Here is a 12,256-nt window from a genome sequence, read left to right on the forward strand (position 1 = left end):
TATGGCGAGAGTCAGGGTCGGGCCGAGTCGAGAATGGCTGATACCGAGAGCCTTTATTTACGTGAGCACAGTTCTACTGCGGCGCAGTAGAATGGGGAAAGCGTAGGAAGCGGCCATTCGCAGGCCGGCATCACCTGAATATCGGCATGCCCTAAAAGGCTGCCCCGCGCCGTTCTGATGGCTTCATCTCGTCGAGCAGTGTGCGGATAACGCCGGCCATGCTCTGGTTCATGTCGTTGCGCCACAGCGCGAAGGCGACATTGGCCTCGACGAAACCTTCCGGCGAGCCGCAATCGAAGGTGCGGCCCTTATAATGGTAGCCGTAGAAGGCCTGCTGCTTCTCCAGCTTCAGCATCGCGTCGGTCAGCTGGATCTCGTTCCCGGCGCCCTTTTCCTGGCCTTCCAGAATCCTAAAGATCTCGGGCTGCAGGATGTAGCGGCCGTTGATGTAGAGGTTGGACGGCGCGGTGCCCGACTTCGGCTTCTCGACCATCTCGGTGATGCGGAAGCCGTGATGCGTGTCTTCGCCGCGCCCGACGATGCCGTATTTATGAGCCTCCGCCGGGTCGCATTCCTGCACCGCGATGATGTTGTTGCCGGTCTCCTCGTAGAGCTCGACCATCGCCTTCGTGCAGCTCTTTTCCGACTGCATGATCATGTCGGGCAACAACAGGGCGAACGGCTCGTCGCCGACCAGTTCGCGCGCACACCAGACGGCATGGCCAAGACCCATCGGCACCTGCTGGCGGGTGAAGCTGGTCTGCCCCGGTGCCGGCTGCAGCCGCTGCAGGCGGGCAAGCTGCTCGTCCTTGCCGCGTTGTGCCAGCGTATCATAGAGTTCGAACTGGATATCGAAATGGTCCTCGATGACCGCCTTGTTGCGGCCCGTGACGAAGATGAAATGCTCGATGCCCGCCTCGCGCGCCTCGTCGACGACATACTGGATGACTGGCCTGTCGACGACGGTCAGCATCTCCTTGGGAACAGCCTTGGTGGCCGGGAGAAACCGCGTGCCGAGACCGGCGACCGGGAAAACTGCCTTGCGAACTCTCTTCATAGTTTAAATTATCCGTTTGCTGGCCAGCTCCGCAATCCCCGTCCCCCGACATTTTCGCGCCGGAATTGAAGATTAGTGGGACGGCTGAGGGAAACTCCCGCCGGTTAAAGCATCGAGGTGTCTTTTCGTTCCAGGCGACGCCTATGGTAAACTAATTCCTAACCCGGTTCGGCGAAGAATGGTCTTTCCTGGGACAGAGAAGGAGGAAAAGATGTCCGTTCGCAATGCCGCAAAACGTTTCGCCAGCGTCATGACGGCGGCCAGCCTCTCGCTCGCTTTGCTTGTCCCCACCGGGCCGGCCTTCGCCGACGCCGGTTTCCGGCAATGGGTCGCCGGCTTCCGCGCCACCGCCGTGGCGGGTGGCGTTTCCGGCGCCGTTTACGACCAGGCTTTCCGGGGCATCAACGAGCCCGATCCGGTGGTGCTGGAAAAGGCCCGCACCCAGCCCGAATTCACCGCGCCCGCCTGGGATTATTTCGACAACCGCGTCCATGACCAGTCCGTCGCCGTCGGGCAGCAGATGGCGAAGAAATGGAAGCCTTGGCTGGACAGGATCGAGGCGAGATTCGGCGTCGACCGCTACGTTCTCCTGGCCATCTGGTCGATGGAATCGAACTATGGCGAAATTCTCAAGCGCGACGACATCATGCGCAACGTCATCCGTTCGCTGGCGACTTTGGGTTATGGCGACGCGAAACGGTCGAAATACGCCCGCACCCAGCTGGTAGCGGCGCTGAAGATCCTGCAGACCGGCGATATCGACGAAAGCCACCTGATGGGCTCCTGGGCGGGCGCCATGGGCCAGACCCAGTTCATCCCGACCAGCTACCAGCACTATGCCGTCGACATGGACGGCAATGGCAAGCGCGACATCTGGAATTCCATTCCCGATGCGCTGGCGACATCAGCCAATTTGCTCAAGAAGAATGGCTGGCAGGCCGGCAAGACCTGGGGCTACGAGGTCGCGTTGCCGGCCGGCAAACTTCCCGCCGGGTCGAAGACCCTGGCGCAATGGCAGGCGCTCGGCGTGGGCCGCGCCAGCGGCAAGCCGTTCAAGAACCTCACCGACAAGGCAACGCTGAAAGTGCCGGACGGCCGTGGCGGGCCGGCCTTCCTGATGGTCAGGAATTTTTCGGTCATCAAGGCCTACAACAATGCCGACAAATACGCGCTCGCCGTCGGTCTGCTTGCCGATGAGATCGCGGGTGGCAGCGGCCTGGTCCAGGATTGGAACCGGCCTTTTACCAAGCTCAGCTTCGAGGAACGGCAGGAGTTGCAGAAGCGACTTTCCCAGCACGGCCTTTACGACGGCAAATTCGACGGCAAGATCGGCGACGGCTCGAAGACGGCCATCATGGCTTATCAGGCCAAGGTTGGCTTGACCCAGGATGGCTATCCGAGCTTGGAAGTGCTGAAATGGCTCAGGCAGAAATAGAGCCTGACGAAGTTGAGTAGGGAGGGAGCGATTGGTTTGGCCTACGCGCATCGGGACGTTCGTCCGTCGCATGCCGGTGCTGATCCTGGCCTTCGCCGTGCTCGCCATTGCCGTGGCCGGAGCTGTCCATGCCCCAGCCATGGCGCAGGAACAGCCGCAGCAAAGCCGGGGCTGGTCATTGCGCGACCTTCTGTTTCCGCGCCGCAGCGAGCGGGTCGAGCCGCCGCAGGACATCCAGAAGGCGAGACCTAAGCCGAAGAAGAAACCGCGTGCGCCTCGCCCACCAGAGGAGCCGGCAACGCCCGTGGTCGAAAAAGCGCCGGACGCCCGCACCGTCCTGGTGGTCGGCGACTTCATGGCGGCCGGCCTCGCCGAGGGTCTGGACGAAGCCTTCGCCGAGAATACCGGCGTCAGGATCGTGGTCCGCAGCAATGGCTCGTCAGGCTTCGTGCGCGATGATTTCTACAACTGGCCCGAACAGATCAAATCGCTGATCGACACCGAAAAACCCGCCGCGGTGGTCGTCATGCTCGGGTCGAACGACCGCCAGCAGATGAAGGTCGGCGACGTACGCGAACAGCCCCGCTCCGAAAACTGGACGAAGGAATACGAGCGCCGCACCGATGAGCTCGGCAAGGCAATCGCCACCGCCAAGGTGCCTTTCCTGTGGGTCGGCATGCCTGCCTTCCGGGTGCCGAAGATGACCTCCGACATGCTGGCCTTCAACGACATCTACCACAAGGCCGCCGAAAGCCACGGCGGCGAATTCGTCGATGTCTGGGACGGCTTCGTCGACGAGAACGGCGCCTTCGTCACCTCTGGCCCCGACATGAACGGTCAGCCGGTGCGACTGCGCGCCGATGACGGCATCAACGTGTCCAAAGCCGGCAAGCGCAAGCTCGCCTTCTACACCGAAAAGCCGCTGCTTAAGATCCTTGGACTGGCCGCGCCGGGAAGCGTGGCACCGACGACGGCGCCGGCGGGCGCACCGGTCGAGACCCCCGCTCCGGCGGCCGCGCCTATCGTCATCGATCGCACCCAACCCATGCTGCTCAGCGATCCCGCGCTCGACGGCGGCACAGAATTGCTCGGCGCCGCCCCACCGCCGAAGGCCAATCCGGCTCTTCCTGGCGAAAGGCTGGTGATCGAGGGCAAGGCGCCGGAGGCTTCCCCAGGCCGCGCCGACGACTTTTCCCGGCCGCCGAAGGCAAGTCCGGCGACAGCGGCAGCGTCCGACACCACCACGGCGATCAGCCCTTAACGCGGCAGGACGGTCGTCCCCATCAGCGCCTCGTCGATCGAGCGTGCCGCCTGGCGGCCTTCGCGGATCGCCCAGACGACCAGCGACTGGCCACGGCGTACGTCGCCCGCCGCGTAGAGCCGGTCGACGCTCGTCCTGTAATCGCGGTCATTGGCCTCGACATTCCTGGAACGGCGGCTGTCGGTGGTGATCTTCATCTCCCCCTCGAGTTCCGCCGCAACGCCCGCCATCGCCGGGCCAGCAAAGCCGATGGCGATGAAGGCGAGATCGGCGCGGATGACAAATTCAGTGCCGGCGATCGGCTTGCGCTTGTCGTCGACCTCGCAGCACTTCACGCCTGTAAGCTGGCCTTCCTCGCCGATGAATTCGAGCGTCGCCACCTGGAATTCGCGTTCGGCGCCCTCGGCCTGCGAGGACGAGGTGCGCATCTTGGTCGCCCAGTAGGGCCAGACGGAGAGCTTGTCTTCCTTCTCGGGCGGCTGCGGACGGATGTCGAGCTGGGTGACGCGCACCGCACCCTGGCGGAAGGCGGTGCCGACGCAGTCGGACGCGGTGTCGCCGCCGCCGACGACGACGACGTGCTGGCCACCGGCGATGATTGGATGCGACGGCCATGCCACCGACTGGATCGGTTCGCCGCCGACGCGGCGGTTCTGCTGCACCAGATAGGGCATCGCGTCATGCACGCCGCCGAGATCGTCGCCGGGAATACCGGCAGCGCGCGGCGTTTCCGAACCACCGCAATAGAGCACGGCGTCATGTTCGGCGAGGAGTTCAGCCACCGGCATGTCGATGCCGACATTGACGCCGCAATGGAAGGTGACGCCCTCGCCCTGCATCTGTTCGATGCGCCGGTCGATATAATGCTTCTCGATCTTGAAGTCGGGGATGCCGTAGCGCATCAGCCCGCCGGGGCGGCTCTCGCGCTCATAGACATGCACGTCGTGACCGGCGCGGCCAAGCTGCTGGGCGGCCGCCATGCCGGCTGGGCCGGAGCCGATGATGGCGACCCGCTTGCCGGTCTTCTTCTCCGGCGGATAGGGCCTGATGTGGCCGGTCTCGTAAGCCTTGTCCGCGATCGCCTGCTCCACCGTCTTGATGGCGACCGGAATGTCTTCGAGGTTCAGCGTGCAGGCTTCCTCGCAAGGCGCGGGGCAGATGCGGCCGGTGAACTCCGGGAAATTGTTGGTCGAGTGCAGGTTGCGGATCGCGTTGTCCCAGTCTCTGTTGTAGACGAGGTCGTTCCAGTCGGGGATCTGGTTGTGGATCGGACAGCCCGTTGGCCCATGGCAGAACGGAATGCCGCAATCCATGCAGCGCGCGGCCTGTTTCTCGACTTCCTTGTCCGACATCGGCAGCGTGAATTCGCGGAAATGCCGGATGCGGTCGGAGGCCGGCTGGTACTTGTGCACCTGCCGGTCGATTTCGAGAAAGCCTGTTACCTTGCCCATAGTCCAGTTCCTGCTGTCCAGATGGTGCGGTTTCGCCGCACCCGTTAACCTCTTGAGGCAGCCGTGGCAACCTTGAGCCCGAGGTCAAACTGTCGATGAAGGGGCCGGGAAGCCTGGGCCCCCCGGCAATTATCAAATCTATTCGGCCGCGACGCCCATGCGCATGCGTTCCATCTCGATCAGCGCGCGGCGGTATTCGACCGGCATGATCTTGCGGAATTTCGGCCGGAAAATAGCCCAGTCGTCGAGTATCTCGCGGCCGCGCACCGAACCCGTATAGTGCACGTGGTTCGAGATCAGCTGGTAAAGCCGTTCTTCGTCATGACTGGTCATGTCGCCGGACACGTCGACGCGGCCCTTGTGGTCGAGATCGCCGCCATGGTGCAGCAGCTTTTCCATCAGATCGTCTTCTTCCGGCACCGGCTCCAGCTCGACCATGGCCATGTTGCAGCGCTCGGCGAAATCACCTGCTTCGTCCAGCACATAGGCGACACCGCCCGACATGCCGGCGGCAAAGTTGCGGCCGGTTTTGCCGATGACGACGACGACGCCGCCGGTCATGTATTCGCAGCCATGGTCGCCGACGCCCTCGACGACCGCGGCGACGCCCGAATTGCGCACCGCGAAGCGCTCGCCGGCGACGCCGGCGAAATAGGCCTCGCCCTCGGTCGCGCCATAGAGCACCGTATTGCCGACGATGATGGAGTCGGCCGCGACGATCCTTGCCTCTTCCGGTGGCCGGATGACGATGCGCCCGCCCGACAGGCCCTTGCCGACATAGTCATTGGCGGCGCCGACGAGTTCGAACGAAATGCCACGTGCCAGGAAGGCGGCGAAGGACTGGCCGGCCGTGCCGGTGAGTTTTACCTGGATCGTATCCTCGCGCAGGCCCTTGTGCTTGAAGCGCTTGGCGACCTCGCCCGACAGCATGGCGCCCGTCGAACGGTCGACATTGCGGATGTCGACCTCGATCTTGACCGGTTGCTTGGCCTCAAGCGCGGGCTTGGCCAATTCGATCAGCTTGCGGTCGAGCACATCGTCGATCGGATGCTTCTGCCGCTCGGTCCAGTGCACCGCTTCATGCGGCGCATCGGGCTTGTAGAACATCTTCGAGAAATCGAGCCCGCGCGCCTTCCAGTGCTGGATCACGTCACGCTTTTCCAGAAGGTCGGCGTCACCGATGATCTGGTCGATATGGGTGAAGCCCATTTCGGCGAGCAGCGCCCGCACCTCTTCCGCCACGTAGAAGAAGAAGTTGATGACGTGCTCGGGCGTACCCTTGAAGCGCTTGCGCAGCACCGGATCCTGCGTCGCGACGCCGACCGGGCAGGTGTTGAGATGGCATTTGCGCATCATGATGCAGCCGGCCGCGATCAAAGGCGCGGTCGAGAAGCCGAACTCGTCGGCGCCGAGCAGCGCGCCGATGATGACGTCGCGCCCGGTGCGCAGGCCGCCGTCGACCTGCAGCGCCACGCGCGAGCGCAGGCCGTTCAGCACCAGCGTCTGGTGCGTTTCGGCAAGACCCATTTCCCACGGGCTGCCGGCATGCTTGAGCGAGGTCAGCGGCGACGCACCGGTGCCGCCATCATAGCCAGAGATGGTGATGTGGTCGGCGCGCGCCTTTGCAACGCCGGCCGCGACCGTGCCTACACCAACCTCCGACACCAGCTTGACCGAGACGTCGGCCGCCGGATTGACGTTCTTCAGATCGTAGATCAGCTGCGCCAGATCCTCGATCGAATAGATGTCGTGGTGCGGCGGCGGCGAGATCAGGCCGACGCCCGGCGTCGAATGCCGAACCTTGGCGATGGTTGCGTCGACCTTGTGGCCGGGCAACTGGCCGCCCTCGCCGGGCTTGGCGCCCTGCGCCACCTTGATCTGCATCATGTCGGAGTTGACGAGATATTCCGCCGTCACGCCGAAACGCCCCGACGCGACCTGCTTGATCGCCGAACGTTCGGGGTTCTTGCCGCCACCTGGCAGCGGCAGATAGCGATCGGCCTCTTCGCCACCCTCGCCGGTGTTCGACTTGCCGCCGATCTGGTTCATGGCACGCGCCAGCGTGGTGTGCGCTTCCCTGGAAATCGAGCCGAACGACATCGCCCCGGTCGAGAAGCGCTTGACGATGTCGGCCGCCGGCATGACGTCGTCGAGTGCGACCTTCGTGCGGCCGGTCTCATCCGCCAGCTTGATCTTGAACAGGCCGCGTATGGTCTGTGCGCGGGCCGTCTCGCTGTCGATCTGCGCCGAATAGTCCTTGAACGTCTCCCACGATCCCTGGCGCACGGCGTGCTGCAAGGTGGCGACCGCGTCGGGCGACCACATATGCGCCTCACCGCGCATGCGGAACAGGTATTCGCCACCGACCTCCAGGCTGTTGCGCAGCACCGGATCGCTGCCGAAACCGTCCGTGTGACGGCTGACGGTTTCGCCTGCGACCTCATCCAGTCCGACGCCTTCGATCAGTGTCGCGGTGCCGGTGAAGTATTGCTGCACGAAATCGGTCTTCAGCCCGATGGCATCGAAGATCTGCGCGCCGCAATAGGACTGATAGGTCGAGATGCCCATTTTGGACATCACCTTGAGGATGCCCTTGCCGATCGACTTGATGTAGCGCGACACCACTTCGTAGGCGTCGACCTCCTCGGGCAGTTCGCCGCGCTTGTGCATGTCGAGCAAGGTGTCGAAGGCGAGATAGGGATTGACCGCTTCCGCGCCGTAGCCGGCAAGGCAGCAGAAATGATGCACCTCGCGCGGCTCGCCCGATTCGACGACCAGGCCGACCGCGGTGCGCAGCCCCTTGCGGATCAGATGGTGGTGCACGGCGGCCGTGGCCAGCAACGCCGGAATGGCGATGCGGTCCGGTCCGAGCTGGCGATCGGACAGGATGATGATGTTGTAGCCGCCGGCGACTGCCGCCTCCGCCCGCTCGCACAGCCGGTCGATGGCCCCCTGCATGCCGGCAGCACCCTCGCTCGACCCATAGGTGATGTCGATCGTCTTGGTGTCGAAACGGTCCTCGGTGTGGCCAATCGAGCGGATCTTCTCGAGATCGCCATTGGTCAGGATCGGCTGGCGCACTTCGAGCCGCTTGCGGCGCGAATTGCCGACCAGGTCGAAGATGTTCGGCCGCGGTCCGATGAACGACACCAGGCTCATCACCAGCTCCTCGCGGATCGGGTCGATCGGCGGGTTGGTGACCTGGGCAAAATTCTGCTTGAAGTAGGTGTAAAGCAGCTTCGACTTGTCCGACATCGCCGAGATCGGCGTGTCGGTGCCCATCGAGCCCACGGCTTCCTGGCCGGTGGTCGCCATCGGCGACATCAATAGCTTGGTGTCTTCCTGGGTGTAGCCGAACGCCTGCTGGCGATCGAGCAGGCTGACATCCTTGCGCAGCGCGCGTGGCTCGACCGGCTTTAAATCTTCCAGGATGAGCTGCGTATTGGCAAGCCAGGTCTTGTAGGGGTGTTTGGTCGCGATCTCCGACTTGATTTCCTCGTCGGGGACGATGCGGCCCTTGGCAAGGTCGATCAAAAGCATGCGGCCGGGCTGCAGCCGCCACTTCTGGACGATCTTCTCCTCCGGCACCGGCAGCACGCCGGCCTCGGAAGCCATGATGACGCGGTCGTCATCGGTGACGATGTAGCGTGCCGGGCGCAAGCCGTTGCGGTCCAGCGTGGCGCCGATCTGGCGTCCGTCGGTGAAGGCGACCGCCGCCGGCCCGTCCCAAGGCTCCATCAACGCGGCGTGGTATTCGTAGAAGGCCTTGCGATCGGCATCCATGAGCTTGTTGCCGGCCCAGGCTTCCGGGATCAGCATCATCATGGCGTGGCTGAGGCTGTAGCCGCCCTGGAACAGAAACTCGAGCGCATTGTCGAAGCAGGCGGTATCGGACTGGCCGTCATAGGAGATCGGCCAGAGCTTCGAGATGTTGTTGCCGAACAGTTCGGAATCGACCGAGGCCTGGCGCGCCGCCATCCAGTTGTTGTTGCCGCGCACCGTGTTGATCTCGCCATTATGCGCCACCATGCGGTAGGGATGCGCCAGCTTCCACGACGGGAAGGTGTTGGTCGAGAAGCGCTGGTGGACGAGGATCAGCGCGGTCTCAAAACGCGGGTCCTTGAGGTCCTTGTAGTAGGCCCCGACCTGATAAGCCAGGAACATGCCCTTGTAGACGATGGTGCGCGCCGACAGCGACACGCAGTAGGCGCCGATGTCCTTGTTGTCGTTCTCCGCGTAGATGCGGCCCGATATGACCTTGCGCAGCAGATAAAGTCTTGCCTCGTATTCCTCGTCATCGGTGATGTCGGCCGTGCGGCCGATGAAGACCTGGCGGTGGAACGGCTCGGACGCGACGATGTCAGGCGCCTTCGATAGCGACGAATTGTCGACCGGCACGTCGCGGAAACCGAGCAGCGGCAGCCCTTCGGACTGCGCCGATTCGGCGATGATCTCCTCGATATGTGCACGAAGGGCAGCATCCTGCGGCATGAACCAGTGTCCGACGCCGTACTGGCCTACCGGTGGCAGTTCGATACCTTGGGCCGCCATCTCCTCACGGAAGAAAAGATCCGGAAGCTGCACCAGCACTCCGGCGCCATCGCCGACCAGCGGATCGGCGCCGACGGCACCGCGATGCGTCAGGTTCTCGAGCACGGCAAGCCCGTCCTTGACGATCTGATGCGACTTTACGCCCTTCATGTTGACGATGAAGCCGACGCCGCAGGCGTCATGCTCGTTGCGCGGATCGTAGAGGCCCTGGGCGGTCAAGCCGCCGGCAGTCGCGCGATTTTTGGTGGAGGTATTTTTGACGGCGGCCGCTTTCGTCTGCGCGGCCTGGCCGTTCGTCGCAGAGAGCGTCAATTCCGTCATTGTCCTGTCCTCCATTCCAGCCCTTCAGGCGCTGGTTTGCCTCGGCAAGCGCTTGGCTCACCCTGATCCTTGCGGCACGTCTTGCGAAATCCTTTTCGAACCATGCGGCTTTTCGCATGCTTCGCATCTGGTATCGTACAGGCCAGCGTCCGGCCGTCCACCTGTCGCTCGCGGCAACAGCCGGAGAGGCCAATATGTTACGCCAATCCGGCCTGTTTTGTGCGACAAAATAAGACAGCACTACTGTCCTAAATTTTTATGGCAGAATTCCCAAACGCGCACAAGACCGATTCACAAAAAACTTGGAGCTTTAGCGACACAAAATTACGCGGAGTTGAGGAAAAACGTAAGCTTAAATCGGCTAGGCTTGCCGCCACGTTGGCTGGCTTCAACGGTTTTCCGGCGCCTGGCCCTTGCGGTCGGCGCGTTAAACCGGTCAACTCCGGCTGATTTCCCCAACACAGGCAGATACATGTTCTTCGCTTCCGACAATTGGGCAGGCGCCCATCCCAATATCGTTGCCGGCCTGTCGGCCGCGGCTGGCGGCTTTGCCACCGCCTATGGTGACAGCGCCCTCGACGAGGCGGTTTATCAGCGCTTCAGTGAAATATTCGAACGCGAGGTCGCGGTGTTCTTCGTGGCAACCGGCACCGCCGCCAATTCGCTGTCGTTGACCACCTTCAACAAACCGGGCGGCATTTCCTTCGCTCACCGAGAATCGCATGTCATCGAGGATGAATGTGGCGCGCCGGAGTATTTTTCCGGCGGCTCGCGGCTGCACGCCGTCGACGGTCCCCTGGGCAAGATCGACCCGCCCAATCTGGGCAGGGCGATCGGCCGTTTCGCAAGCGAGGTCGTTCATTGGGGCCGGCCGATGGCGGTCTCGATCACCCAGTCGACCGAGGTCGGCACCGTCTATGGTCTGGACGACATTGACGCGATCTCGGCCATCGCCAAACAGCATTCCGTGCCACTGCACATGGATGGCGCCCGCTTTGCCAATGCGCTGGCCGCGCTCGACACCACGCCGGCCGAAATGACCTGGAAACGCGGGGTCGATGTCCTGTCCTTCGGCGGTACCAAGAACGGTTGCTGGTGCGCGGAGGCGATCGTGCTGTTCGACCTCGACCGTGCCAAGGAACTGGCCTTCCTGCGCAAGCGTGCCGCACAGCTGCTTTCGAAGTCGCGTTTCGTCGCGGCGCAGTTCGAAGCCTATTTCAAGGACGGGCTGTGGCTCGACACCGCCAGGCATGCCAATGCCATGGCCGCGCGCCTGGCGGCGGCGATCGAGGATTCGGCCACGGCAAAGCTCGCTTGGCTGCCGCAGGCTAATGAGGTGTTCGCGGTGATCGAGAAAACCGAAGCAGACAGGCTGCAGGCGGCAGGCGCGGCCTTCTATGACTGGCACAGGCCGCATGGTTTTGACGGCCATATCGGCGAGGACGAACTGCTCTATCGCTTCGTCACCAGCTTTGCCACGACGACTGAGGAAGTCGACCGCTTTGGCCAGCTGATCGCCGGATAACAGTCAATCTTCGGACAAAAAAGCGGCGCCTCGCGGCGCCGCCAGACTGCTGACAAACCCCTGGCAATTGCCGGGGGTTTTTGATTCACTGGGTCATGTTGAAGCGACCCGCCCCTGAACAGACCGCGCTCGAGATGGTAACGTTGGATCAGCTTGTTCCGGCTGATCATCTGTTGCGCAAGATCGACCGCGCGATCGACTTCTCCTTCATCCACGATCTGACCGCGCCGCTGTACTGCGCCGACAATGGCCGCCCGCCTTTGGATCCGACCTTGATGTTCAAGGCGCTGTTCGTGGGCTACCTGTTCGGGGTTCGCTCGGAGCGGCAGCTGGTGCGCGAGATTGAGGTCAATGTCGCCTATCGCTGGTTCTTGCGGCTGAAGCTGACTGATAAGGTGTTCGACGCCTCGACGCTGTCGCAGAACCGGCGCCGGCGCTATCAGGATGAGAGCATCGCCCAAGGCATCTTCGACCGCATTGTCGAGCAGGCGATCGGGCATGGGCTTGTCGACGGCACGGTGCTCTACACCGACAGCACGCATCTGAAGGCCAATGCCAACAAGGGCAAATACGACCTGGCCATGGTGGCCAAGTCACGGGCCGACTACTGGGCCGATCTCGACCGGGCGATCGAGGCCGAGCGGGCGCTGCATGG

General features: G+C 63.1%; 7 protein-coding genes. 4 read left to right on the top strand and 3 right to left on the bottom strand.

Annotation, left to right across the window (positions count from 1 at the left end):
• Nucleotides 1-151: 151 nt before the first annotated feature.
• The gene (gene galU / locus LB524_RS22850) at nucleotides 152-1,057 is read right to left on the bottom strand and encodes a UTP--glucose-1-phosphate uridylyltransferase GalU (protein ID WP_015315839.1); all 906 of its coding nucleotides are present in this window, start codon (nucleotides 1,055-1,057) and stop codon (nucleotides 152-154) included.
• A gap of 211 nt (nucleotides 1,058-1,268) precedes the next feature.
• Between galU and LB524_RS22855 the strand changes: the two genes are divergently transcribed.
• Nucleotides 1,269-2,492: a lytic murein transglycosylase gene (locus LB524_RS22855; protein ID WP_015315838.1), complete on the top strand. Its 1,224-nt coding sequence runs from the start codon at nucleotides 1,269-1,271 to the stop codon at nucleotides 2,490-2,492.
• Between the two features lie 70 nt (nucleotides 2,493-2,562).
• Nucleotides 2,563-3,753 carry a DUF459 domain-containing protein gene (locus LB524_RS22860; protein WP_083882972.1) on the top strand — a complete coding sequence of 397 codons (1,191 nt, stop codon included), beginning with the start codon at nucleotides 2,563-2,565 and terminating at the stop codon, nucleotides 3,751-3,753.
• Here LB524_RS22860 and LB524_RS22865 read toward each other — a convergent pair.
• Both LB524_RS22865 and gltB read right to left on the bottom strand, forming a co-directional pair.
• On the bottom strand, nucleotides 3,750-5,204 hold the full coding sequence (locus tag LB524_RS22865; protein WP_224530337.1) for a glutamate synthase subunit beta: 1,455 nt from the start codon (nucleotides 5,202-5,204) through the stop codon (nucleotides 3,750-3,752). The two genes, LB524_RS22860 and LB524_RS22865, sit on opposite strands and share 4 nt — an antisense overlap.
• A gap of 138 nt (nucleotides 5,205-5,342) precedes the next feature.
• On the bottom strand, nucleotides 5,343-10,076 hold the full coding sequence (gene gltB, locus LB524_RS22870; protein WP_224530339.1) for a glutamate synthase large subunit: 4,734 nt from the start codon (nucleotides 10,074-10,076) through the stop codon (nucleotides 5,343-5,345).
• Between the two features lie 472 nt (nucleotides 10,077-10,548).
• Here gltB and LB524_RS22875 point away from each other — a divergent pair, with 472 nt between their 5' ends.
• Together LB524_RS22875 and LB524_RS22880 are read left to right on the top strand one after the other, a co-directional pair.
• A complete protein-coding gene (locus LB524_RS22875) occupies nucleotides 10,549-11,601 on the top strand; it encodes a threonine aldolase family protein (RefSeq protein WP_140875201.1) in 1,053 nt (350 codons plus the stop codon).
• A 95-nt stretch (nucleotides 11,602-11,696) separates the two neighbouring features.
• The coding region (locus tag LB524_RS22880; protein WP_224530342.1) for a transposase at nucleotides 11,697-12,256 on the top strand (560 nt) is incomplete at its 3' end.

The organism is Mesorhizobium sp. ESP6-5, assembly GCF_020164695.1.
GTDB lineage: Bacteria > Pseudomonadota > Alphaproteobacteria > Rhizobiales > Rhizobiaceae > Mesorhizobium > Mesorhizobium australicum.

What these genes read in the sequence shown, in the direction of transcription:
- LB524_RS22855 (WP_015315838.1), top strand. Translation starts at nt 1,269, where the DNA reads ATGTCCGTTCGCAATGCCGCAAAACGTTTCGCCAGCGTCATGACGGCG.
- LB524_RS22865 (WP_224530337.1), bottom strand. Translation starts at nt 5,204, where the DNA reads ATGGGCAAGGTAACAGGCTTTCTCGAAATCGACCGGCAGGTGCACAAG.
- galU (WP_015315839.1), bottom strand. Translation starts at nt 1,057, where the DNA reads ATGAAGAGAGTTCGCAAGGCAGTTTTCCCGGTCGCCGGTCTCGGCACG.
- LB524_RS22860 (WP_083882972.1), top strand. Translation starts at nt 2,563, where the DNA reads ATGCCGGTGCTGATCCTGGCCTTCGCCGTGCTCGCCATTGCCGTGGCC.
- LB524_RS22875 (WP_140875201.1), top strand. Translation starts at nt 10,549, where the DNA reads ATGTTCTTCGCTTCCGACAATTGGGCAGGCGCCCATCCCAATATCGTT.
- gltB (WP_224530339.1), bottom strand. Translation starts at nt 10,076, where the DNA reads ATGACGGAATTGACGCTCTCTGCGACGAACGGCCAGGCCGCGCAGACG.